A 24,353-nucleotide genomic window follows, 5' to 3' on the forward strand; every position below is an offset into this window, starting at 1 on the left:
ACCGGGAAGCGGCGCTTACATCTTGAGGCCGGCACGCAGCATCAGGGCGCCGATGATGAGGAGATAGGCGCCAAATATCTTCTTGAGCGGACCTGCCGGCAGACTGTGCGCAGCGGCCACACCCAGCGGCGCGGTCAGCATCGACATGGAGGCGATCGCCAGCGTCGCGGGGATATTGATGTAGCCCAGCGACCCCCATGGCAAGCCCCCTTCCTTGAGGCCGATGATCGCAAAGCCGATGGTCGTCGGTACGGCGATCAGTGTGCCGATGCCCGATGCCGTTGCGATGGCGCGGTGGATGGTGCGACCGCAAAGGGTCATCACCATGATGGCGATGGTGCCGCCGCCAATGCCCAGCAAAGAGGAGAAGGTGCCAAGGCCCCCGGCAATACCCATGCGGATGATGCCAGTCGGCATGGTGTCGCTTACGACCTTGCCGCTCACCTTGGGCAACAGGAAGTTGAGCGACATCAGGATCACGCCGCCGCCAAAGATCATCTTGAGCGTTCGGCCATCGACATGGCTGGCGAGCATCACGCCCGCGCCGCAGCCGAGAACGATCCAGGGCGCCCAGGTCTTGAGCACTTCGAACTCCACCGCTCCGCGCTTGGCATGCGCCAGGAGCGAGCGGATCGAGGTGACGATGATGGTCGCAGCCGACGTGCCGATCGCGACATGGGCGATCGCATCATGCGTGCCGCCCAGGAGGGGCAGCACCACCAGCAATGCGGGAACGACCACGAAGCCGCCGCCGATACCGAAAATGCCCGCCGCGAAACCGGCGAGGAGGCCCGCACCAAGCATGGCGACGAGCGGCACCAGCCAGGTCATGACATCACCCTGCATTATCGTCCCCCTTCCTGACCGGTGCGGCCCGCACATGCGGTGCGGGAATCGCCTTTACGTATCAAGGCGGCGAAAATGGGGAAATCGACCATGACGTTAAACCATGCCTCTCTTCGGCGAAATCAAGCTGCATGGGGGGCATGTGGTCATGTCCCCCTGCCCCGCTAGACGAACGACGTCCCGGAACCCGCAAGCTGCTCTTTCAAAGTCGGGCAGGCTGGAACAACAAAATCACCCCGGCGATCAGGTCGCGCATGGCCGATCGCTTGACGTATAGTTATGCGACGGCCTCTTCCGCAGGCGTATAGGGCTGCCCAAGATCGTGGGCCACCGCCTGATAGGTCACGCGGCCGTTCCAGACATTGAGACCCGCGCGCAGGTGCGGATCGCGCCGCAACGCTTCCTTCCAGCCCAGTTCCGCAATCCGCAGCGCATGGGGCAGCGTCACATTGTTAAGCGCATAGGTGCTGGTGCGTGCAACGGCGCCGGGCATGTTGGCGACGCAATAATGCACGATGCCATCGACGATATAGGTCGGGTCCGCATGGGTGGTGGCGTGGCTGGTTTCGAAACAGCCACCCTGATCGATCGCGACATCGACCAGTACCGCACCCTTCTGCATGGTGCCAAGCATCTGCGCGCTCACCAGCTTGGGCGCCGCCGCGCCGGGGATCAGCACCGCGCCGATGACGAGGTCGGCTTCGGCGACGCATTCTGCCAGACTGGCACGGTTGGAAAAGCGCGTCTTGGCCCGCGCTTCGAAATATATGCCCAGCTTTTCCAGCGCTTCGGGATTGCGATCGAGGATGGTGACATCCGCGCCCAGCCCTACCGCCATCTGCGCCGCGTTGAAGCCGACCACGCCACCGCCGATCACCACAACCCTGGCCGGCAGTACGCCCGGCACGCCGCCCAGCAACACGCCACGCCCGCCATGCGCCTTTTCCAGCGCCGTCGCCCCCGCCTGGATCGCCATGCGCCCGGCGACCTGGCTCATGGGTTTGAGCAACGGCAAGCCGCCATGCGCGTCGGTCACGGTTTCATAGGCGATGCAGGTGGCGCCGGATGCGATGAGGTCGCGGGTCTGCTCGGGGTCGGGGGCAAGATGCAGATAGGTGTAGAGAATCTGGTCGGGGCGCAGCATCGCACGCTCGGCCGGTTGCGGTTCCTTTACCTTCACGATCATTTCGGCCGCAGCGAAGATGTCGGCGGCATGCGCGACGATCTGTGCGCCCGCCCGTTCATAGGATGCGTCGCTCGCACCGATGCCGTCACCTGCGCCACTTTCCACCAGCACGCGATGGCCATGGGCCGTCAGTTCATGGGCGCTTTCCGGCGTCAGGCCGACGCGATATTCGTGATTCTTGATTTCCTTGACGGTGCCTATGATCATCATGCCTGTCCATTATGGGGCGCGTCGTCCGCGCTGCTTTGATGCGGATAGAGCGCCCCTGAAGCGGCAAAGGTTCCTTGATTTCCCGGACGATACAGACCGTCAGGGTGCTGCCCGGATGGGCACCGGCGCGTTGCACAGATCGACGCCACCGGCAGGCCTGTCGTAGAAATCATCCTTACGGTTGGCGCGCAATCGCAGATAGTCTGCAAAGCTGGGCGAGCCGGTATCCATGACCTCGAACCGTGGCCGCTGCGCTGGCGGCAGATCGCTGGCCAGGCGAACCGACAGGATCGGCACCGCATGTTCCTGCGGCGTGTAGAAGCCCAGTTCGCCCGATCCGCGCGGCAGGCTGGAAAGGATCGCCATCCCTTCGATCACGCGGCCGACGACGGCGATGTTGCGATCCAGCTGGCGCGGCGCCTGCCCGATGACCGCATAGAGTTCCGCGCCCGTTCCAGCGTCGGGCGACATGTTACGCCCCACGCCGACATAGCCGTAGCAATGCGGCAGCCAGGCCGACGATCCATCCATCGCCACCGGCCATCCCCCGACAAAGCCGGTTGAGGGAGCATAGGAGTCGGGATAGGGCAATGGCGTGACGGCCAGCCGCCGCGTCGCCAAAGACAGCACATAATCGTCCGGCGTGGTGGCGGACAGACCGGGCGGCATCGGTTTCTTCTCGGTCGCGTCGCCCCACTGCACGACATAATTGTCCTGCACCCGATTGATGCTGGTGCCATCCCACCAATGCGTCTTGGCCAATGTGACGATATTGGCGACATGGCGAGGCGACAGGCCGGGCGCGAGCTGGATGACCACGCGGCCGCCACCCTCGACCGTCATTATCAGCAGATCGTCGGCCGGGATCGACCGCCAGGCGTCGGCTGGCGCCTGCGCCACTATGGCGGCAGGGGTCGCGGGCGGGGCGGCTCCGACGGTCGGGGCGGCGAGAGAGGCGGTGGAAAGCGCCAATGCAAGACAGCGGTTCATGCCGCGATCAGACAGCCGCCGCGCGATAATGTAAAGCGCATTGCCATCCCCCCTTGCCTAGCCGCCCGACGCGCGATAGGGAGCCGCCTTCCAGTGCATGCGGAGCGGTGGCCGAGTGGTCGAAGGCGCTCGCCTGGAAAGTGAGTATACGTCAAAAGCGTATCGAGGGTTCGAATCCCTCCCGCTCCGCCATAAAGTTTCTGTTTTAAAAGTTTTTTCTGAAAAATCGATCGATGCAGATCGTTCTATTTTCCACTAAGCTTTACCTGATTTCCAGCGTGAAAAGCGGCGAAAATATCTCTCGCCACGGCTCTGTCGAAGCAAATGTCGGCGCACCAGCCAGCGCCCAAGACGAAGCCCGCCAGCAACCCATTCCACTACTGCAACTCTTGACCGAAGGTGATCCGGCTTGTCGGGATGATGTGTGGCCGGTTTCCGTTCAACCTCCAGAACGTGGAGGATCTGCTTTTCGAGCTCCGGTATCGACATCTGACATGAGAGATTTCTCATTGTCCACAATGCACCCAGCGGAGATGCGCGCGCATCAGACCGGATATGGCCCTTTTACCTTGCAAGAATTTCGACGCAGATACATAAACTGGGTCCATCCGTTCTAGAAAGTAGAACAATGAATTCTCCCGGCACCCCCACCTTCGACCAGCTTCGTATCTTCCTTACCATCGTCGATCTGGGCAGCTTCGCCGCCGCCGCGCGGAAGCTCAATCGCGCCGTGTCGGTGATCAGCTATGGCATCGCCAATCTGGAAGCGCAGCTCGGACTGACGCTGTTCGATCGGGAGGGCACGCGAAAACCCCAGTTGACCGTCGAGGGACGCGCGCTGCTCGCGGAGGTGCGCAGCATATCGCATGGCTTCGACGGACTGCGCGCGAAGGTGAAGGGTTTGCTCGACGGGCTGGAAGCGGAAGTGGATCTGGCCGTCGATGTCATGCTGCCATCCGAGCGGTTAGGGAAAGTGCTGCGCCATTTCGCGACCGAGTTTCCAACGGTCCAGCTTCGTCTGCATGTCGAAGCGCTCGGCGCGATCACCGCCATGGTGCTGGATCGCGGCGCGGCCATCGGAATATCCGGGCCGCTGGCGGCTGGCGTGGAGGGGGTCGAATGCATCGCTGCCGGTTCGGTTCCCATGGTGCCCGTCGCCGCACCCGATCACCCGCTTGGCCGCATGGAACGCATCCCACCCGGCGCCGGACGCGAGCATACCCAACTGGTGCTGACGGACCGATCGCGCTTTACCGAGGGGCAGGATTATTCCGTCATGAGTCCCAAGACGTGGCGGCTGGCGGATCTGGGCGCGAAACATGCGCTGCTGCGCGAGGGGATCGGGTGGGGCAACATGCCGCTGCCGATGATCGAACCGGACCTGATCGATGGTACGCTGGTGCGTCTCGTCATGCCGGATCACATAGGCGGAACCTACCGTTTTGCCGGTGTCTGGCGCAGGGATGCGCCACCGGGACCTGCCGCCTCCTGGCTGCTCGATCAGTTTGTCGCCCTGGGTGCGGACGACAAGGAACTGGAGGGCATGGGCGATGTCTGATCCGGCCGAGGGCAGGCCAAAGCGCAGCATGAGATCGGGCCGACTGGAAGCCTTCACCGATGGCGTGGTGGCGATCATCATCACGATCATGGTGCTCGAACTGAAGGTGCCGCAGGACGGAACGCTTGCAGCGCTGTCGGACAGCATGCCGATCCTGCTCGCTTACGTCCTGTCCTTCATCAATGTCGGACTGTATTGGAACAATCATCACCACCTGATGCAGGCGACCCAGCGGATTGACGGTCGCGTGCTGTGGGCGAACCTCTTCCTGCTATTCTGGCTCTCGCTCGTACCCTTCGTTATCCGGTGGTTCGACGCCAGCGGCTTTTCGGCCATGGCGACCGCGTCCTACGGCGTCGTGCTGGGCATGGCAGCGATCGGCTATGAACTGACCGAGCAGTCGATCATCGCCTGCAATGGGCGTCAGTCGGCGGTAGGGAGAGCCATCGGGCGCGATTGGAAGGGCAAGATCAGCCTTGCCCTCTATGCTGTCGCCGTGCCTGCGGCTTTCTTCGCCCGGCCGGTGGCGATCATTCTCTATGTCGCGGTGCTGCTGTTCTGGCTCCCGCCCGACCGCAGGATCGAGCGGGAACTGGAGGATTAGAGGGGCTTGGCGGCGGCCGGGTACAGCGTGCAGGCGAGCGTGCCTGCGAAGATCAGACCGCCCGCGAGGACGAGCGGCGCGACCAGCCCACCATGGGTGACGAGATAGGCGCCGATGGCCGCGCCGATGAAGATGGCGGCCACACTAGCGACGCGGCGTGCCCAGTTCGGGTTGGATCCGCCAGCCACGCGTGAATCCGCCGCAAGGCCGGTAATCGTGAGGGTGAGGACCGTGGTGGTGAGATCCGGAACCTTCAGCTGGCGGATGGTCGCATTGCGAAAGCCCATGGCGAGGCCGGTCAGCGTGATGATGATGTAGACGCTCATGTCCGGCGTCTGCGTGGCCACGTCGAACCCGACGGCGACACCGGCGGCGATCCAGAGGAGACTGGCTTCGACCGACGCGGCGATCAGCAGCCAGCGGCGCAGGGGCGAACCTGCATGGCGCTTGCCGACGCGCCCGGCGATCAACGCACCAACCATGAACGACATAATGGCGAACAGATAAGGTGCGATCTTGAACCCTGGTGCGCCGCTGGCGGCGAAACCGAGGAAGACGACGTTGCCGGTCATGTTGGCCGTGAAGACTTTGCCAAGGCCCAGCACCGAGATGGCGTCGACCAGCCCGGTCGTGACGGAGAGGAGCAGGAGGAGCCAGGGAAGCGGCGATGTGGCAGGCTTGTCGGCGGTCATGAGGGTCTCCGTGAATGTCTATGACTTACGTCTAACCGCTGTCGCCGCCTCGATGCAGTGGAATAAGATCGATCCTGTCTTTCGATAAAATCGAATAGAAAGGTCAAAAACGAAAGTTGCTTTCCAGACCCAGCATCGTGATCGTCTTTGCCGGGCCGGTTTGCTGGATGAAGGCACCCGGTGCAAAAGCGGACAATGACGCCGACAATTCCCACTCGGGCGTCGTTTGCCAGGCGATCGTCGCTTCGGCCTCCTTTCCGATGAAGCGTGCCGTGCTGCCACTGGCTTCGCGGATGAGATTGCCGGGAATGTCATAAACGCCGTCCGCCTTGCTGTACCGCCAATAGGCCATGGCGGCGAGGCTGAACGAGACGCCACTGCCGAGCGTGCCGCTGACGCGCGGATTGACGCTGACGATGTTGGTCGGGCCGACGGGCGAGAGTTCGCCGAAATATTTGCCCTTGGGGAAGAGCGCATTGAACGTGCCGAGTTTGCCGTCGCCCGCTTTGCTGTCGCCGCTGACGACATTGAACCGCAGGGTCGCGTCCGGCGCAAAGGGGAGCGTGGGAAAGCTGCGACCAACCTCCGTGCCCAGCGTCCAGGCGGCGATCCTTTGCCCCTCGAAATGGCCGAACTGCGCCACACCCTCGACATTCCAGTGCCAGTCCCCGCGCACCCCGTGGGAGCGCAGGCCCATACTATGCCGGACTTCGCGCCCGGTCTGTCCGCCAAAGCGCGCAAGGCGGTTGCGATAGCCCAAATAGTAGATGTCCAGCCCCGGCAGGGTCGCATAGGCGCCCCACAGCGCCTTGGCGTCGGAGGTCGCGTCGTCGAAACTGCCGGGACCGGGCTGGACCGGTCGCATGGTCAGCAGGCTTATCGTGGCGCGCCCCATGGTGACGTCCGCCCGCGCCCCATCGAAGGCGAGCGGGACATTGGGACCGTAGCGGGTGCCGACCAGCCGTTCCGTCCCGAGCGACAGCATCTGGCGACCGGCGCGCAGGGTGACAGGGCCTAGATCGACTTCGCCAAACCCCTGAAGCAGATCGGCCCGCGTCTGGTCTATGGGGCTGGCGGACGGCGCTACGCCGACCGCGTAGGCCAGGATCGGCTGCACGAAAGCCCTGACCTTGCCGACATGCACATCGGCATAGGGCAGCGCGCGCAGCCACAGATAGCTGTCGTCTGGTGCGTCCGCCCCGCCCCAGAGATTGTTCTGATAATTCTCGCTGCGGGCGCGCAATTCGATGCCGGTCGTCACCCAGCTATCATCGCCAAGCGGGATATATTTGAACGGTCCGGTCCAGTGATGCGCGCGTTTCTGCGCATCGGCGAGATCGGACCAGTCCTCGTCATAGCGCGTGATGCTGAGCGTGGGGGCCTGCCACGCCTCACGCTGCTGGGCGCTGGCAGGTGTCGGCACGGCCCCCGCCAGCAGCCCGGCGGCAATGAGCATCCTAAGCACGTCGCCGTTCCCGTTCGGCAACGAGCGCCACCAGTATGAAGCCGCCGATCAGGCCAATATGCTCGAAAAAGGCGTTGGTCGCCATGAAGCTTTCCTGCCCGTCCGGCATCGCCCAGAAGGCGTTGGCGGTGAAGGCGGCCAGGAGCGTGAAGACCCCTAGCATGCCGGCGCCCAGCCAGACGAAGCGGCCGGTCAGGATCAGGATCGGCCCGACCAGCTCTACGCCGATGGTCAACGCCGCCCAGAAACCAGGCGGACTCATGCCGAAATGGGCCTGCTCGGCAAGGGCGGACGGCCAATCCGTCGCCTTGACGAGGCCACCCAGCAGATAGGCGCTGACCAGCGCCAGACGCGCCAGGAACCAGATGGGACGCCATTCGAGGATCGCGTCGACGATGCGGGGTTCCTCCGCGCCGGTCACGGCTTCACCGGCGCATGAATTTCGGCAATATAGCCACCGGGGAAGCGGACTATCGCAGCCTTGCGATCCCCCTCCGCATGGACGGGGACGAGCGTTTCGACGCCTGCTGCCGTCGCCTTGGCGAGGGTCGCGGACAGATCGCTCACCTCATATCCCGTCATGTCGCGGCCATAGGGCCAGGGAAGCTGACCGTCCGACACGATCACGCTCATCTTGCCATAGCCTGACGTCATTCGAATGCGGCGATAGCTCTTGCCGGGCTGGCCGATCTCCACGCCCGGTGCGGCCTTGTCGTCCGAGGTTACCGTCGCATGGGCAAAGCCGCGCCACTGCTTCACGAACTGGTCGGCGGCGTCGGCGGTCAGGTAGATGCGGTTTTCCGGCACCGTAGCGAGCGCGGGATAATGGGGCTTTGTCGTGTGCCAGTAGAGCTGCATGTTCACGCCGCCCGCCCACTGCACCACCACGTCGCGACCGATGGGATCAGGAAAGCTGGTGATGAGGCGCGTCGCACCATGCCGCATCGCGGAGGCGACTGCGGCATCGAGGTCGGTCACGAGATAGCCGGTGCGCTCGGCGCCGAACGGAACCGGGATCGGCGTGACGAAACCGAAGGTGGAAACCGTACCGGCGGGGGTCAGTACGAGCTGCGACTTCGTCTTGCTGTCCGTCGGCGTGACCTGAAAGACACCCTGCTTGCTCGTCGTGCCGCCGAAGGTGGCGGTGAAGCTCGCGACGAAGCGATCGAAATCTTCCGGCGCGACATAGACATGGGTGGTGTCATATTGCGGGCCGACGGAAAAGTCGGTGGTCGATTTCTGCTGGGGAGCGCTCGATTGCGCAGGCGCGGCGATAGGGCTGATGGCGACCAGGGTGGTCGCCATCAGGAGGGCGATGCGGTTCATATTGTATCTCCGGTGCGTGGCGTCGGGCTTCCGATGAGGTCGCAACCACTGTCTATGCGATCAGAAGCATCCGAACGATCCGCATAAAATCAAAGAGTGTGTTCCAGATTATCGAAAAGCCCAAGAGCACCCCTCCGGCTGGGAGGGGCGCTCCTGCGATCAGACGGCCCAGCAGCCGCAGCCCATGACGCCCCAGAAACTCTGGACGTCGGCAGCGGGTACGCTTGCGCCGAGCGCCGCCGCATGGTCATGGCCATGGACATTGCAGGAGGAGGCGCAGCCGCAGGCCGATGCCATCTTCTTCGCGCAGTCGTCTCGCCGCCAATGGCCGCCGAAGGTCGCAACGGGCGACCAGTCGGGCATGGCCTTGGGCGCTTCCGGGGCAAGTGGGCCGAAATTGCCCTCGCCATAGACAATCTTGCCGCCCAATATGGTCAGCACAGAGCGCAGATGCGCGATCTCGCTTTCGGCTACGCTGAAATAATCGTCGGATAGCAGCGCCAGGTCAGCCAGTTGGCCTGCTTTGATCTGCCCCTTCTTGCCGACCTCATTCGAGAACCACGTGTTCTTTTCGGTCCACAGACGAAGCGCAGTTTCCCTGTCCAACCTGTTGCGTACCGGATAGAGCGTCAGGCCGCCTACCGTCTTCGCCGTCACCAGCCAGCTGAGCGACACCCACGGGTTGTAGCTGGCGACACGGGTCGCATCGGTGCCCGCGCCCACCGGCACGCCGGCATCCATCATCTTCTTGATCGGCGGCGTCGCCTCGGCGGCTTTTGCGCCATAACGCTCGACGAAATATTCGCCCTGGAACGCCATGCGGTGCTGCACCGCAATGCCGCCGCCCAAGGCCGCGATCCGGTCGATATTACGATCGCTGATCGTCTCTGCATGGTCGAAGAACCAGTTGAGACCTTCAAGCGGAACATCCTTGTTCACCTTCTCGAACACGTCGAGCGCGCGGGAGATAGTCTGGTCGTACGTCGCGTGCAGACGCCAGGGCCAGCGGCGCTCGGCGAGCAGGCGGATGACGGGTTCGAGATCACCCTCCATCTCTGCTGGCATATCGGGACGGGCGACACGGAAATCCTCGAAGTCGGCCGCCGAATAGACCAGCATCTCGCCCGCGCCATTGTGGCGATAGCTGTCGTCGCCGTCGCCCGGTTTGATCTGCGTCGACCAACTGGCGAAGTCCTTCAACTCCTCCTTGGGCTTCTGCGTGAACAGATTGTAGGCGATGCGCAGGGTCAGCTCGCCATCCTTGTGCAGCTTGTCGATGACTTCATAGTCATCGGGATAATTTTGCGAGCCGCCGCCCGCATCGATCACGCTGGTGACGCCCAGCGAGTTCAGCTCGCGCATGAAATGCTTCGTGCTGTTCAGCTGATAATCCTGCGGCAGCTTCGGTCCCTTCGCCAGCGTCGAATAGAGAATTGTCGCATTGGGCTGGGCCAGCAGCAGGCCGGTCGGGTTGCCCTTCGCATCGCGGACGATCTCGCCGCCCGGCGGATTGGGTGTGTCCTTCGTATAGCCTACCGCCCGCAGCGCCGCCGCGTTGAGCAGCGCGCGGTCGTAGAGGTGGAGAATGAAGACCGGCGTATCGGGGGCAGCAGCATTGATCTCGGCGATCGTGGGCAGGCGCTTCTCGGCGAACTGATGCTCGGTAAAGCCGCCGACCACGCGCACCCATTGCGGCGGCGGGGTATTTTCGACCTGCTTCTTCAGCATGGCCATGGCGTCGGCGAGGGTCGGCACGCCCTCCCAGCGTAGTTCCATATTATAGTTGAGGCCGCCGCGAATGACGTGGATGTGGCTGTCGATCAGGCCGGGGATCAGACGGCGGCCGCCAGCATCGACGACACGGGCGTTGGGCGCGGCGGCGGCGCGGACCTCTTGCTCGGTGCCGACGGCGAGGAATTTGCCGTCGCGGATCGCCACTGCCTGAGCCTGCGGGTTTTCCCGGTCCAGCGTCGTGACCTTGGCGTTGGTGAGGATGAGATCGGTCTGGGTCATGGCGAAACTTTCCATAGGTGCAGTCAGGGCGGTTGTGGCGGCGGCGCTGGCGAGCCACTGGCGGCGGGACATCATGCGTCGCGCTTTCCATGGGTCGGCAGCTCGCCCAGCACATGATGGACGCCGTCCTGGCGGACGAAGCGGGCCAGTTCCGGCAAGCTGGCAAAGCGCTTGGCGACCGGGATCAGCTGTTCTCCGAGCAGGATGCCAGCCAACCCCACAAGAGCGATCACCGGGGGAGCAGGAGAACGGACGCCCATCAGGCTGTAGACGAGGCCGACGATCAGGCCGGCGCCGAGGGAGAGGATGTAGGCTTTCATGTCCGTTCTCCGGCGTTGTGGGTTCAGGACTGGATGAAGGCGAGAATGTCGGCGTTCAGCACGTCGGCATTCACCGTCAGCATACCGTGCGAATAGCCCGGATAGATTTTGGACGTCGCATTCGGCAACAGCTGCGCCTGCAGCAGGGCGGCGTTCTTATAGGGCACGACTTGGTCGTCATCACCCTGCAGCACCAGCGTGGGGACCGTGATCGCCTTGAGATCCTCGGTCTGATCGGTTTCCGAGAAAGCCTTGATCCCCTCATAATGGGCAAGCGCGCTGCCCATCATGCCCTGACGCCACCAATTGTCGATCACCCCGGGCTGAGCCGTCGCGCCGGGGCGATTGAAGCCGTAGAAAGGCCCGGTGGGAAAATCGCGGAACATCTGCGCACGGTTCGCTGCCAGCGCCGCGCGGATACCGTCGAACACCGCCATCGGCAGGCCATCGGGATTGGCACCGGTCTTCGCCATCAGGGGTGGAACGGCGCTGACCAGCACCGCCTTGGCGACGCGGCCCTGTGGCTGGCCATATTGGGCGACATAGCGCGCCACTTCGCCGCCGCCGGTGGAGTGACCGACATGAATGGCGTTCTTGAGGTCGAGATGCGCGACGACGGCAGCGGCGTCGGCCGCATAATGATCCATGTCGTGGCCGAAATCGACCTGCGCGGAGCGGCCATGGCCGCGGCGGTCATGGGCGACGACGCGATAGCCCTTGGAAAGGAAGAACAGCATCTGAGCATCCCAATCGTCCGAGGAGAGCGGCCAGCCATGGTGGAACATGATCGGCTGGGCGTCCTTGGCTCCCCAGTCCTTGAAGAAGATGTCGACGCCGTCGGTGGTGGTGACAAAATTGCTCATGGGAAAATCCTTGGTACGATGGGGAAGGGAAGCGGCCGGGGAAAGCCCGGCCGCCGAACTGGATCAATGCGCCTCGGAGGCGTTGAACATGGTCTTGGCGTAGGTGATTCCCAGGCCATAGGCGCCGCCCCACTTCTTCGCGAAGCCGGTGGTCATGTCGTAGGTTTCGGTCCTTGCCCAATCGCGCTGCAGTTCGAGGAGATACTGGAGCGACGTCATCGGCTTGGCACCCAACTGGATCATCCGCTCGACGGCGCGCTCATGCGCTTCTTGCGAAATATCGCCGCACGCGTCCGAGATGAAATAGACGTCGAAGCCCTGGTCGATCGCCGAGGCGACGGGGCCGACGATGCAGACCGAGGTCCACAGGCCCGCAAAGATCAGGCGCTCCTTGCCGATGCGGTTCACCTCATCGATGACGGCCGCGTCTTCCCAGGTGTTCATGGAGGTGCGGTCGAGCAGCGGCTGGTTCGGGAAGGCGTCGGTGATCTCGCTGAACATCGGCCCGGAGAAGCTATCGACGGCGACCGTGGTCAGGATGGTGGAGACGTTGAACCCGGCGGCTGCGTTGGCGACCAGAGCCGCGTTGTTGCGCAGAAGCTCGGTCGAAATCGACTTTGTGGCAAAGGCCATCTGCGACTGGAAGTCGATCATGACGAGGGTGTGATCGGTCGGCGTGATCAGGGATTTGCCGGGGGTCGGGGTTGCTTTGATGGTCATGTCGGTCTCCAATCGAATTTCGTACACTCGGTTCGTTCCGGTGTGATTGAAGAACTAGTCGGCTCAGCTCATGCTGTGCAGTCTGATAAAACTTGGCCCATCGTTCGATTAAATCGAACGATGGTTGAAAGCGCGATTCCCTCGTTGCTCAATCTTTAGGTCTAGTTGCAGACTATGTCGCTCGTTGGTGCCTGCTGGGCCAAATCCCATGCGCCCTTGGCGCTTCGGTGCCGAAACCCGGGCAATTGAAAAGGCCTGTTGCATCGGCGCGATCTTTGCTGCGTCGAGATGTCCGGCAATGGGAAGGCGGGAGCGCATCGCCGCTCCCATCAGGATCGCGCTGTCCAGGCTCTTATAATTGATAGACCTTTTGGGCAGTCCTACGGAACAGATGGCTCTTTTCCGTCGCAGAGGCGCCGCGTGCGATTATCTTGAACGCGTTCCATGTCGCCCCATAGGACGCGACACCGGCATTGGCGGGCCAGTTGCTTTCGAACATGCATCGTTCGACGCCGAACAGGTCGATGCTCCGTTCGATGAAGGGACGCCATTGCGCAGCCAGGACCGATGAACCAGCCTCCTTCATGCTTTCTTCCGGCCTGGGGCCGAACGGACCAAGACCACCCAGCTTGACGCAGACATTGGGACAGGTAGCCAGTTCCGCCATGGCCCGGCCCCAATCTCTGCGAACCTCCGCCTGCCGGTCGGCATAGGGACCGATGCCCAGCGGGCCGCCGCAATGATTGACGATGATGCTGGTCCCGGGAAAGCGCCGGGCTAAGGCGGTCAGCGACGCTATCTGCGGATGGAAAAGCCAGATGTCGAAACTCAGGCCAAGCGGTTCGAGCGCCTTGAACCCTTCGAGGAAGGCGGGATCCGTCAGCAGATCCTTGTTGAGTCCCATGCCAGCAAGCGGGGGATAAGCATCCCATGCGATGGAATTGCGTATGCCCTTCAGACGTCCGCCCCCCGCCTCCATATGGGCGCGCAACAGATCGTCGGCACGCGCGCCGACCCTGAGATCGACCTTGCCCACGATCCCCGCCGCGATCGCGCAGGTCGGCGGCCGTCGGGCCGCGACGTCGTCGCCCAGGCGAGCGATATAGTCCGTTTCCCCAAGCGATCTGCGCTCGACTGGTCCGTCGGGCCGGTACATGATCCCGCATTCGACAAATAGGGTCTGGATGATCCGATGGCCGCTGCGCAGGATGTCCGACAGGAAATCCGCCGCCAGATAGCGTTCCTGCCCGGGGGTCAGGTCGCGATAATCGCGCATGTGGTGATGGGGATCGACGATAGCGAGATCGGGTTCGATCGCCCTTTCCTCGGGTGCGTCCTTGTTCATTGCCAGCGCTGCCGATGCAGGCGCGAATCGCCCCGCCGCCGCCGTCATGGCGATAGCGGCCAGCAGATCGCGACGCCGTGCGGGCAGGGTCACCGTGCCGTCTTCGTCACGCGGCGGATGAAGGGCATCGCGCCTGCCAGCGCGCGGTCGTCGCAATCGATGGGCAGCATATGGCCGCAACGGGGAATGACGACCAACTGCTTGTCCTTCACAGCCAGCAGCGCCATGCCCCGTTTGGCATCGCCTTCCACGCTCGCTTCATGATCCTGCGCGCCCCAGAGGAAGAGCGTGGGCGCGGAAATCCTGGGTAGATCGTCGATCGTGCGTTCGTGCGACGCCGGGCGTTGGCTGGCGGGCGGCATCAGCAGGTAGCGATTGTTCAGATCCGTCCATTCGCGCACCAGTTCCGGCGTCACCTTGCTCTTATCCTCCACGTTATGAAGGATGATCTGCCGCCAATATTCGTCCTTGTGATAGCTTTTGTGCGTAGCATCCTCGCCACGGCCTGTTTCAGGGCATCGGAAAATCTGCTGCTGTCCATCACCAGCTTGCCGACGGGCGCATTGCTGTAGATCAGGCCGGTGAGATGGTCGGAATGCAAGGCCGCATAGGCAGCGCCGATCAGGCCAGAGCTGGATGTCGACACCAGAAGGAACCGGCCCAGATTCAGTCGCTGGCGCAGCGCGTCGATGATCGCAAGGTTACGCTCTAACGAGTAATCGGCGGTGGGAGACGGGCCTGAGAGGCCGGCCGGGGGCAGGTCGAAACGGACGACGCGATACTGTTTTTTCAGACGATCGGCCCACCCGTTCCATTGCCGCAAGCTGCCGAAGGAGCCGTGCAACAGCATGATCGTCGGCCCCTCACCTTCATCCACATAATGGATGCGCTCGCCATCAAGTTCGACGAATTGCGAAGCTGGCAAAGCATAAAGGGATTTGAGTTCGACATCCGACCGCGCCGTCTGTGCCATGACTGGGGCAACGATCATCGATATGGCGATTGCAATCAGCGACCTCATCCACCTCTGACGCGTCATCCTATTTTCTCCCCCGCTGAGAAGAACATGCTCGTCCACGGAGTGTGCAAGGCCAGGCGGGATCTTCCATCTGTCCGCTTGCCGGATAGGCTTACGCCTCCGGCAAGCCATCACGCGATTCGCATCGATAGTCACGGGATAGTGCGACATTACGGAAAGTCCCGCAGGCGGCGGACGACGCGGTGTCGCGGTTCCGCGACGCCCACCTCGTCCGACTGCCCGACCCAGGCCACGCGCCGCAAGTCGAAGATCCGGCGGCTTTCGAAACCGTGCTGTTGGAAGAACTGGCGCGGACACCTATCGCGCCGTGACATGGCTTTAACTCGTTGGTCGCAGGCATGAGAACGCCGCTTTCGCGAACGTCAAACCGGAAAACGCATCCGCGATGCCTGCCGATCATCCTGCAAAATCATAATAGAATGTGTCCGCCCATTGAAGCCGCGGATATGCCCCCTATATCCGTCCTGTCACTCTTTCCCCCCTTTGGAGTGACACCTGAACCTTGGCCCCGCCGTGGAGTTCTCTCCGGCGGGGTTACTTTTGTTCAGCCCGTTCCCACCCGCAAAAGCGTCATATCAGCCAAAATATCGCACGCGCATCCAGTCACTGCATCCCCGACGGTTTTGACGCATTTTCATTTATCCATCGGACCAAATGGAACAATCTTCCTGCTCAATCGATCTTGCTGTGGGGACGACTAGGATACACATCATGCAAAACGCGCTTGCCCGCATCGAACCTGAGCGTCGCGAAAATCCTCGCATAGCGTCCAACGTGCCATGCACGATATTCTGGGCCGGGCTGTATGAATATGCCACGATCCGAAACATTTCCATCTATGGCGCCCAACTCGAAGGTTTCTGCTTCCCGCCCGTCGGCACGGCCGTCACGATCCTGGTTGATGACGTCGAATTTTGCGCGTCGATCATCTGGGCCGATGGCGAAAAATGTGGCGTATTGTTGGAGCATGAGGTCGACCCCGCTGCCTTCATTCGCCAACATGCCATCCGGCCTATCGTGGAAAATACGCGCGATCCCGCTGCGGTGACGCAGGTCCTGTTTTGTTAGGCGTCGCGACTATGTTCCAGGCCTGAAAAACCGTTGGGTCTTTCTCGGCAATCATCAGGTTCTGCGCGCAAAGTTGTTCGGATCAGCGGCCCGCCACCACGCCGCGAGCCGGGCATCGCGCGCGCCTTCGAGCAGTTCTCCGGGCGCAACAAAGGGGTAGATTTCATCGAAGGAGCGCATTTCCGCGGCATTGATACGCTGACGCAGGCCATCGGGGGTGAATTCGTCCGGTGAGTCCAGGCCCGCCGCAACGACGATGTCATGCAGCGCATCAAGGGTGGCTCTCTGGAAACGGGCCACCCGCTCCGCCTTTTCCGGCACCACCAGCGCGCGTTGACGGGCGGGCGACTGGGTGGCGACACCGGTGGGGCAGGTATCGGTATGGCAGCGCATCGACTGCACGCAGCCCAGCGAGAACATGAACGACCGGGCCGCATTGCACCAGTCCGCGCCCAGGGCCGCGTTCATGGCGATGGATGCGCCCGAGTTGACCTTGCCCGACGCCGCCAGCTTCACCTTGCCTTTCAGGTTTGCGCCGACGAGCGCGTTGCGCGCCAGCATCAATCCTTCGCGCAACGGCATGCCGACCCGGTCCGACAATTCGGTGGGAGCGGCCCCGTCCCGCCTTCGGCGCCATCGATCACGATGAAGTCCAGAAGGATGCCGGTTTCGACCATCGCTTTGACGACCGCGAACAGTTCGTGGGGATAGCCGACGCACAGCTTGATCCCTACCGGCTTGCCCCCGGACAGGTCGCGCATCTGCGCGGCAAATTCCAGCAGTCCGCGCGGGGTGGAGAAAGCGGTGTGATAGGGTGGGGACAGGCAATCTTCGCCCTGCGGAATATCGCGGATCTTGGCGATCTCCGCCGTGACCTTGGGACCGGGTAGCAATCCGCCATGCCCGGGTTTTGCGCCTTGGCTAAGCTTGATTTCGGTCATCACGACCGCGTCATGAGCGGCCCTTTCCCGGAAATGGCCGGGGTCGAAATCGCCCTTCGCATCGCGACACCCGAAATAGCCCGATCCGATTTCCCATACTACGTCGCCGCCATGTTTGAGATGATAGGGCGACAGGCCGCCCTCCCCCGTGTCATGATAGAAACCGCCGATCTTCGCGCCGAGATTGAGCGCTTCGATCGCATTGGCGCTGAGCGCGCCGAAGCTCATCGCCGAGATATTGAGCCGCGCGGCCTGATAGGGCTTGGCGCACTGGTCCGTCCCCACATGGACACGCGTATATTTCTGCGCCTGCCGCGAGGGGGCCATGGAATGGGGCAGCCATTCATATTCCTCGGAATAGACGTCCAGTTCGGTGCCGAAGGGATGGGTCGACACATCGCCCTTCGCCCGCGCGTAGACGAGTGCCCGTTCGTCATGGCTGAACGGCCGTCCATCCAGATCGCTTTCCACGATATAGGATCGCAGGAAAGGCCGCAGCCATTCGAAGAACCAGCGAAACCGCGCCGATACGGGATAGTTGCGGCGCAGCGAGTGGCGGGTCTGGAACAGGTCCAGCAGCGCCAGGCCCAGCAGCGGAACGAACGGAATCAGCAACCACAGAAGATGCGGATGCCTCAGGCCGATCAGCAGGGACGCGATCGTGCCCACAAGCCCGAAGAGCAACAGCGCGTTGCGGGACAGTGCATGATCGCGAAACAGCGCGTCGGCGAGCGTGGGCTGGTGGCTCATGACAGGAGGTTCCGGAGCATGCCCACCACATCCTTGCCGCGACCGCCCAATACCGCCTTGGCCGAATAGAGCGCCATGCCCGCAACCTGCCCCGCCTGCACATTGGGCGGCATGACCAGTTCGAAACGATCTGTCACGACATCGAGCAGAGCCGGTCCCGGTTCAGCGAGCCATGCCTGCACGGCGGCGTCCAGTTCCTCCGCCTTCTCCACCCGGCGTCCCTTAAAGCCGATCGCTTCGGCCACGCGGGCGAAATCGGGATTGATCAGATCGGTATAGGCGTCGAGCAGCCCCTCCACCTTCTGTTCGATCTCCACGAAGTCGAGCGCGCCATTATTATAGACGACGACCTTGATCGGCAGCTTCTCCTGCACCGCCGTCAACAGATCGCCCAGCAGCATGGCGATGCCGCCGTCGCCCGACAGCGAAATCACCTGCCGGTCCGGGAAGGCCGCCTTGGCGCCCAGCGCCTGCGGCATGGCGTTGGCCATGGTGCCGTGGCTGAGGCTGACGACCGTGCGATTGCGCCCGGTCGACGCGATGTGGCGCAGCGACCAGACCATCGGCGACCCGCCATCTGCGGTGAACACGGCATCCGGCGCGGCGTGGCGCGATATGGTTTCGGTCAGATATTGGGGATGGATCGCCCCGCCCTTGCCCACCGTGGCATGTTTGGCCTGGGCCGCCTCCGCCTTGCGATGATGCTCCAGGCAATCCTCCAGAAAAGCGTCGTCCTCGCGCTGAACGATGCGGGGCAGCAGCGCGTTCAGGGTCGGCTTGATGTCGCCGACCACGCCGATATCGACGGGATGGCGACGACCCAGATGGGTGCCGTCGAGATCGACCTGAAGGATCGTCGCCTTTTCCGGATAATATTGCCGCCATGCGAAATCGCAGCCCAGCAGCAGCAGGACATCGCACGACATCAGCGCATGATAACCCGCTTCACTGCCGAAGATGCCGGTCATGCCGACGTCGAAGGGATTGTCATGCTCCAGGAAATCCTTCGCGCGCGATGTGCGGGCGACCGGAGCCTTGAGGCGCGCGGCAAGCGCGACGACGCTGTCATGCGCCAGTTCGCAGCCCGATCCACCATAGATGGCGACGCGCTTGCCGCCGTTGATCGCATCGGCAAGCCGGTCCAGTTCCGTGTCCGAAGGCCGCACGACAGGCGCGGCGCGATGCACCGCAAAGTCGGGTTCGTCCGGCGCCTTCGCGCTCGACACGTCGGCGGGCACGATCAATATGGCGACGCCGCGTTTCGCGAGCGCGCTTTGCGCGGCCATCGCCGTCATCCGACGGGCCTGCGCGGGGGTGCGGATTTCCTCGCAAAAGACGCTGCACGAGGCGTAGACGGACTTGAAATCCACCTCCTGCGGGAAGTCGAAGCCCAGTTCGTCGCGCACGATCTGGCTGGCGATCAGCACGACCGGCGCGCGGTTGCGATGGGATTCGAACAAGCCGTTGATGAAATGCAGGCTGCCGGGACCACAGGAGCCCGCACAGGCCGCCAGTTCGCCGGTCAGCATGGCGTCGGCGCCTGCGGCAAAGCCGGCCGCCTCCTCATGCCGGACATGCACCCACCGGATATCGCTCTGGCGGATCGCGTCGGTGACATGGTTGAGCGTATCGCCCGGAATACCGTAGCAACGGCGCACACCCGCTGCCTGAAGCGTATCGATTATGACCTGTGCGACTGTCGTCATGCGTTGATGTCCTCGTTCGATTTGCGACGGGAACGCACAAGCCCGGCCCTCGGATCATCGATCGGGACATCAAGCAGCAATAAAATCCGCCATGGCCCTATTTCAGGTCCAATATCTGTCCTTCCGTCAGAAGCTGCCGACGCAACTTGGGATAGGCGACATCCTGCACCGACCCGCCATCCGCGATGGCGATGGATGCGGCCGCGGCAGCGGACTGCCCCAATATCATGAAGACAGGCTCCATCCGTATCGATCCATAAGCGATATGCGACGCCGACAGGGCCACCGGCACCAGCAAATTGGTGGCATCGGCCCGCTTCGGCACGATCGCGTCGTAGCTTATGGGATAGGCGCGCCCCGGCGTGACTTCGATATTGCCTTCGTTGCGCGCGAAGCCCCGGGCATCCACGATCCGGCGGACATTATGTGAATCCATATTATAGGATCCCATGCCAACGGGGCGCAGCGTGGGCTTGGTCCCGCGCAGATGCGGTTCGGCCATCACGAAGTCCGACAGCATGCGCCGCGCTTCGCGCACGTAAAGTTCGCGTGGCCAATGGCCGTTGCCGGTAAATTCGTCGCGGCACAGGCCCCAGCGCGACATTTCCGCGCGGGTTTCAGCCGGGACGCCGGGATCATTCGCCATGAACCAGAGCAGCCCCTGCTGATAATCCCGATGTTCCTGGACGATCGCCGCGCGTTCGGCGTCGCTCCCTTCGGGATAGCGATAGTTCATGCCGATATTGTCGAAGGAAAACGCCCCGAAATTGTTCGTATCGGTCTTGCCATTGGGGATACGGTCGAACTTCTTGAAAAAGTCGCGATAGCCTGTGTCCATATAGCGTTTGAGCAGCGCATATTGGCGCGGATCATAGCCCGATGGCTTTGGCAGCGGCACCCGATTGGCCGCCACGTCGGTCAGGCACATGCGGAACGTATAGGCCTGGATACGGTCGTCGGCCGTGCCGTCCGGCGCGATCCTGTCGGCCGTGATCCGGGGTAGCAGACCGCTTTTCGGGTCGCCGGGCACGACATAGGGGTCGACGTCGCGCAGGAACTGATGATTGGTCGTGTTGGCCATCTGCACGCCGTTCAGCGTCTCGCCATAGGTGGCATTGGCTTCCCGGCCTACAGCGAAATGGACACCTGCCCCGGCCATCAGATCGCCTTCGTAAGTGGCGTCGATGAACATGCGTCCGGCAAAGCGCTTGCCGGTCCTGGAACGGAAGGCGATGATGCGATGATCCTTGACCTCCACCGCGCCCACGCGCCGGTCGATCGGTTGGGACCGCAGGACGGTGACGCCCGCCTCTTTCAGCCAATCCTCATAGATGCGCTCGGCCACTTTCGGCTCGAACTGCCACATCGCGTCGTCGTCGACGAAATTCTCGGCCTTCGCGGGCCGCTTGGCGAAGGTCCAGGCGGCAGGGTCGTCATAGTGGCGCTTCACCCGGCGATAGAAGTCCAGCGACAAGCCACCGATCGCGCGATGGCTACCGGTGTCCGACCAGCCCAGACCGTTGGTCGTCATGCCGCCCACATAATCGTCGCGGCAGACCAGCAGCACCGACCGTTTGAGCCGTCGCCCCTCGATCGCGGCGATGACGCCGGACGAAGTGCAGCCATAGATGACGATGTCCGCCGCTGTCTTCGCGTCGCTTGCCTTGTCCTGCGCGCTGGCGCCGCCTGTCAGCAGCAGGGCGGCGGCGATCAGCGGCCGGGCGATGCTCTTTGCTTTTTCCATCATCAGAAAGTCGCCGCCACGCCGAAGAAGAAACGCCGGTCTTCGCGCAGCGAACTCAGCAATCGGCCCGGATGCTGGAGATATTGTCGCTCGATCGATCGGGTGAGGTTGATCGCCTCGGCCGTCAGCCGGACAGTCTGCGTCAGGTTGATCTGCGCGGACGCATCGAGCTGCCCGCGCGCCTGCATGTAGGAACTGCCGCCCGACGCCGCGCTGCCCTGACCCTGCAGATATTTGCTGCGATGGATATAGGCGACACGGAAGGACACGGTCTTGTCCTCATAATAGCCGATGAGGTTGTAGCTGTGCTTCGACAGACCCGGCAAAGGCAGCGACGCCTGCGTCGCTTCATCGACCAGCGGCGTCTTGCTGTCGACGAAGGTGTAGTTGGCCTGGACGCCCAGATTGTTGAAGGGCGCAGGCAGGAAGCGGAGCGATTGCTGATAGGCGACCTCGACACCCTTGATCGTGCCCGACCGGCCGTTGGTCGGCTGGGTGATCTGGAACAGGTCGTCCGGCCCGGTGGACAGGCCTGGCACGAACTCCGCCTGCGTGGTGTTGATGGTGAAGGAACCGACATCCTTGTAGAAGCCCGCTACCGTCAGCGCGCTCGCAGGCGCGAAATACCATTCCAGCGTCGCATCATATTGCGTCGCTTCGAATGGACGCAGGGCCGGATTGCCCCGTGATCCCGTACGCGCGACTATGAACGGTATGAAGCTGACCCCGACATCGTTGAGGCTGGGACGCGCGACCACCTTGGCGGCGGCCCCGCGCAGTATCAGGCTGGGCGTCAACTCGACCGACAGGTTGGCGCTGGGCAGCCAATAGTCGAAGCGCGATTTCGATCCCGTCGCCTGCGTGTCGGACAGATAGCCCGACGATAGCCGCTCTATGCTGATATAGCGCACGCCTGCATTGCCGGTAATCGGCATTGACCCGATCTCGCTCTTGAAATTGGCGCGGACATAGAAAGCCAAAGTGTCCTGCTTGACGTCGCGGATGGATACCCGCCCCAGCGGAATGGCGTCGGCGCGCGGGATCGGCAGGCCGAAGGCGTCGCGCGCGGCGTCCTTGTCGACCGTCCCGGTCAGCAGATCGCGCGGAAAATCGCCCGACGCGCCCGGGAAGAAGCTGCTCATGCTGTTGTCGTAGTTCAGGCCGGGCATTTCATCGACGGTGATGATGCCGTCGCCATTCCTGTCGCCGACCGCCAGCAGGCTCGCTGCAGAAGGGACGCTCTGGGGCGATTCCGAATAGAATTTGATATTTTCATAGCGTGAACCGACCTGGATCGAACTCAGCATACCCCAGTCGGTGCGTATGTCGAAATCGAGGCGGCCGTCATAGCCGCTATTGTTGGTGATGTTGTCGCCATCGAAGATCGAGGCGAGCTGATATTGGGACGGGTCGTCCCGATTGAAATTGGTATTGAGCGACAGATTAGGCACCGGCCCTCCGCCGGAAAAATCATAGCTGGCGTTGGTGGTGTTGCCCGCGCGCGGAACGACGACATAGGTGAAGGAAGCCCCCGGCCCACCGTCCGTTCCCTTGCCTTTGCTATAGGACGCATCGGCCGACATTTTTACGATGTCGCCGTCATATTTGGTCGAGAAACCGAGATTGGTGGACCGAAATTCCGTCGGCTCGTCATAAATCAGCGGACGCAGCGTGACGCCGGTGTAGGTGCCGCTGACGACGGTGCCATTTTCGTCGGCAACGGCATTCACGTCATTATTGTTGAAGAGTATCTGGTAATTAGCGCTGTTGCGTTCGCGCTTCAGGCGCGAATAGGTGCCGTCCAGAATGATCTCCCAATTGTCCGCCGGTCGAAATTGCACGGAGCTGTTGAGCGTCAATCGCTGTTCGCGCCGATCGTAAATGCGCGCCATGTAGCGATTGGGTCGAAACAGGCCCGGATCGTTGATACCGTCGCCATTGCCGTCGATCGCATCGGTCCGGGTCCAGCCGCCGGAATCGAACGACTGCCCCTGCGTGCGGGTGTTGGAATAGGCCACGCTGGCGAGGATGCCGAACCGGTCGCCGAAATTTTTCGAGACGAGCGCCGAGCCGCGATAACCCAGATGGTCGGCCTGGTCGGTATAGGCGCCCTGCAATCGGCCGCTGACGACCAGATCGGCCAGATCCAGCGGTCGCTTGGTCTTGAGATTGACGGTCGCGCCCAGCGCCCCTTCCGGCATGTCGGCGGTCGGCGATTTCGCGACGACGATGCTGCCGATGATTTCCGGGCTGATCGATTCCAGCGACGCGTTGCCGCCCGCACCCGGCCCCAGGAAGGTCCGGCCGTTAATCTCCAGCCGGTTCTGGGAAATGCCGCGCACGGTGAAGTTCGAACCGTCGCCTTCGCGCCGCGTGATCTGCACGCCGGTGATCCGGCTCATCAATTCCGCGACATTCTGGTCGGGCAGCTTGCCGATATCCTGCGCCGTGATGACATCGACGATGTTGCTGGCGGCGCGCTTGACGTTGATCGATTCCTGCAACGAGCGGCGGATGCCGGTGACGATGATGTCCTGGCTACCCTGTTCCTGCGGCGCCATCGCCCCTGCGACGGAAGCGTCCTGACCGGCTGGCGCGAACCCCGCCGGGGTGTAGGCGAATGCGGCGGCAGGCGTCGGTGTCGGCCTGTCGCGCTTGAGCACGATCGCGTTACCGACCTTGACCATCATCAGGTCGGTGCCGGTCAGCAGCTGCTTCAACGCCTGCGACACGTCCATCGCGCCCTTGACGCGGCCGAGCCTGACGCCTTCGACCACCGGTCCCGAGGCCAGTATCTCGATCCCCGCCTGCTTGGCGAACAGGGGGATGCCGGTCTGCGCCGGTTGCGGCGCGATATCGAAGCGCCGGATCTGGGCCGCAGCCTCGGCAGGCGACACGATGCAGCAGACAATCGCGGCCGTAGCGCCGAGAAGATGAGCGCGCGCAGCTTTCATACGTCCTCCCCTT

General features: G+C 62.8%; 21 protein-coding genes, 1 tRNA gene and 1 pseudogene. 5 read left to right on the forward strand and 18 right to left on the reverse strand.

The features are described from left to right. Positions 1-15: 15 nt before the first annotated feature. The 3 genes from U5A82_RS18515 to U5A82_RS18525 form a co-directional block, all read right to left on the reverse strand. Positions 16-846 (reverse strand): sulfite exporter TauE/SafE family protein, encoded by an 831-nt coding sequence (locus U5A82_RS18515; RefSeq protein WP_326292341.1) that lies wholly within the window; start codon positions 844-846, stop codon positions 16-18. Between the two features lie 277 nt (positions 847-1,123). Then, the gene (gene ald / locus U5A82_RS18520) at positions 1,124-2,239 is read right to left on the reverse strand and encodes an alanine dehydrogenase (RefSeq protein WP_326292996.1); all 1,116 of its coding nucleotides are present in this window, start codon (positions 2,237-2,239) and stop codon (positions 1,124-1,126) included. A 102-nt stretch (positions 2,240-2,341) separates the two neighbouring features. Continuing rightward, positions 2,342-3,232: a peptidylprolyl isomerase gene (locus U5A82_RS18525; protein ID WP_326292342.1), complete on the reverse strand. Its 891-nt coding sequence runs from the start codon at positions 3,230-3,232 to the stop codon at positions 2,342-2,344. Positions 3,233-3,333: 101 nt separating this feature from the next. Here U5A82_RS18525 and U5A82_RS18530 point away from each other — a divergent pair. The 3 genes from U5A82_RS18530 to U5A82_RS18540 all read left to right on the forward strand — a co-directional run bounded on the left by U5A82_RS18530 (position 3,334) and on the right by U5A82_RS18540 (position 5,394). After that, a tRNA-Ser gene (locus U5A82_RS18530) sits at positions 3,334-3,424 on the forward strand. Positions 3,425-3,860: 436 nt separating this feature from the next. Then, positions 3,861-4,790: a LysR family transcriptional regulator gene (locus U5A82_RS18535; protein WP_326292343.1), complete on the forward strand. Its 930-nt coding sequence runs from the start codon at positions 3,861-3,863 to the stop codon at positions 4,788-4,790. A gap of 28 nt (positions 4,791-4,818) precedes the next feature. After that, positions 4,819-5,394 carry a TMEM175 family protein gene (locus U5A82_RS18540; protein ID WP_326292344.1) on the forward strand — a complete coding sequence of 192 codons (576 nt, stop codon included), beginning with the start codon at positions 4,819-4,821 and terminating at the stop codon, positions 5,392-5,394. Here the strand turns inward: U5A82_RS18540 and U5A82_RS18545 are convergent. The 11 genes from U5A82_RS18545 to U5A82_RS18595 form a co-directional block, all read right to left on the reverse strand. Further along, positions 5,391-6,086 carry a YoaK family protein gene (locus tag U5A82_RS18545; RefSeq protein ID WP_326292345.1) on the reverse strand — a complete coding sequence of 232 codons (696 nt, stop codon included), beginning with the start codon at positions 6,084-6,086 and terminating at the stop codon, positions 5,391-5,393. The two genes, U5A82_RS18540 and U5A82_RS18545, sit on opposite strands and share 4 nt — an antisense overlap. A gap of 103 nt (positions 6,087-6,189) precedes the next feature. Beyond that, positions 6,190-7,542: an alginate export family protein gene (locus U5A82_RS18550; RefSeq protein WP_326292997.1), complete on the reverse strand. Its 1,353-nt coding sequence runs from the start codon at positions 7,540-7,542 to the stop codon at positions 6,190-6,192. A 1-nt stretch (position 7,543) separates the two neighbouring features. Beyond that, a complete protein-coding gene (locus U5A82_RS18555) occupies positions 7,544-7,972 on the reverse strand; it encodes a DoxX family protein (protein WP_326292346.1) in 429 nt (142 codons plus the stop codon). After that, positions 7,969-8,877 (reverse strand): VOC family protein, encoded by a 909-nt coding sequence (locus U5A82_RS18560; protein WP_326292347.1) that lies wholly within the window; start codon positions 8,875-8,877, stop codon positions 7,969-7,971. Before U5A82_RS18560 ends, U5A82_RS18555 begins: the two co-directional genes overlap by 4 nt. Positions 8,878-9,036: 159 nt before the next feature. Then, positions 9,037-10,965, reverse strand: coding sequence for an amidohydrolase (locus U5A82_RS18565; protein WP_326292348.1), 1,929 nt, complete (start codon positions 10,963-10,965; stop codon positions 9,037-9,039). Further along, positions 10,962-11,210, reverse strand: a complete 249-nt coding sequence (locus U5A82_RS18570) for a DUF1427 family protein (protein ID WP_326292349.1) — start codon at positions 11,208-11,210, stop codon at positions 10,962-10,964. Before U5A82_RS18570 ends, U5A82_RS18565 begins: the two co-directional genes overlap by 4 nt. 23 nt (positions 11,211-11,233) lie before the next feature. Further along, positions 11,234-12,073, reverse strand: coding sequence for an alpha/beta fold hydrolase (locus U5A82_RS18575; RefSeq protein WP_326292350.1), 840 nt, complete (start codon positions 12,071-12,073; stop codon positions 11,234-11,236). Between the two features lie 63 nt (positions 12,074-12,136). Further along, positions 12,137-12,793 (reverse strand): isochorismatase family protein, encoded by a 657-nt coding sequence (locus tag U5A82_RS18580; protein ID WP_326292351.1) that lies wholly within the window; start codon positions 12,791-12,793, stop codon positions 12,137-12,139. Between the two features lie 352 nt (positions 12,794-13,145). Beyond that, positions 13,146-14,231: an amidohydrolase family protein gene (locus U5A82_RS18585; RefSeq protein WP_326292352.1), complete on the reverse strand. Its 1,086-nt coding sequence runs from the start codon at positions 14,229-14,231 to the stop codon at positions 13,146-13,148. Continuing rightward, positions 14,228-14,554 (reverse strand): alpha/beta fold hydrolase, encoded by a 327-nt coding sequence (locus U5A82_RS18590; RefSeq protein WP_326292353.1) that lies wholly within the window; start codon positions 14,552-14,554, stop codon positions 14,228-14,230. The genes U5A82_RS18585 and U5A82_RS18590 overlap by 4 nt, the downstream gene beginning before the upstream one ends. Further along, positions 14,551-15,216 carry an alpha/beta fold hydrolase gene (locus tag U5A82_RS18595; protein WP_326292354.1) on the reverse strand — a complete coding sequence of 222 codons (666 nt, stop codon included), beginning with the start codon at positions 15,214-15,216 and terminating at the stop codon, positions 14,551-14,553. Before U5A82_RS18595 ends, U5A82_RS18590 begins: the two co-directional genes overlap by 4 nt. Before the next feature lie 143 nt (positions 15,217-15,359). Between U5A82_RS18595 and U5A82_RS18600 the strand changes: the two genes are divergently transcribed. Next, positions 15,360-15,488: a hypothetical protein gene (locus U5A82_RS18600; RefSeq protein WP_326292355.1), complete on the forward strand. Its 129-nt coding sequence runs from the start codon at positions 15,360-15,362 to the stop codon at positions 15,486-15,488. 400 nt (positions 15,489-15,888) lie between these two features. Then, complete coding sequence (locus U5A82_RS18605; protein ID WP_326292356.1) at positions 15,889-16,245, forward strand: PilZ domain-containing protein; 357 nt, start codon at positions 15,889-15,891, stop codon at positions 16,243-16,245. Between the two features lie 54 nt (positions 16,246-16,299). Here the strand turns inward: U5A82_RS18605 and U5A82_RS18610 are convergent. The 4 genes and pseudogenes from U5A82_RS18610 to U5A82_RS18625 all read right to left on the reverse strand — a co-directional run bounded on the left by U5A82_RS18610 (position 16,300) and on the right by U5A82_RS18625 (position 24,340). Beyond that, positions 16,300-17,936: pseudogene (locus tag U5A82_RS18610) on the reverse strand (FMN-binding glutamate synthase family protein). Continuing rightward, on the reverse strand, positions 17,933-19,642 hold the full coding sequence (locus U5A82_RS18615) for a thiamine pyrophosphate-dependent enzyme (protein ID WP_326292357.1): 1,710 nt from the start codon (positions 19,640-19,642) through the stop codon (positions 17,933-17,935). The pseudogene U5A82_RS18610 and the gene U5A82_RS18615 overlap by 4 nt, the downstream one beginning before the upstream one ends. 97 nt (positions 19,643-19,739) lie before the next feature. Then, positions 19,740-21,389: an FAD-dependent oxidoreductase gene (locus tag U5A82_RS18620; RefSeq protein WP_326292358.1), complete on the reverse strand. Its 1,650-nt coding sequence runs from the start codon at positions 21,387-21,389 to the stop codon at positions 19,740-19,742. After that, positions 21,389-24,340: a TonB-dependent receptor gene (locus U5A82_RS18625; protein WP_326292359.1), complete on the reverse strand. Its 2,952-nt coding sequence runs from the start codon at positions 24,338-24,340 to the stop codon at positions 21,389-21,391. Before U5A82_RS18625 ends, U5A82_RS18620 begins: the two co-directional genes overlap by 1 nt. Positions 24,341-24,353: the final 13 nt, after the last annotated feature.

The organism is Sphingobium sp. CR2-8 (assembly GCF_035818615.1).
Taxonomy (GTDB): Bacteria; Pseudomonadota; Alphaproteobacteria; order Sphingomonadales; family Sphingomonadaceae; genus Sphingobium.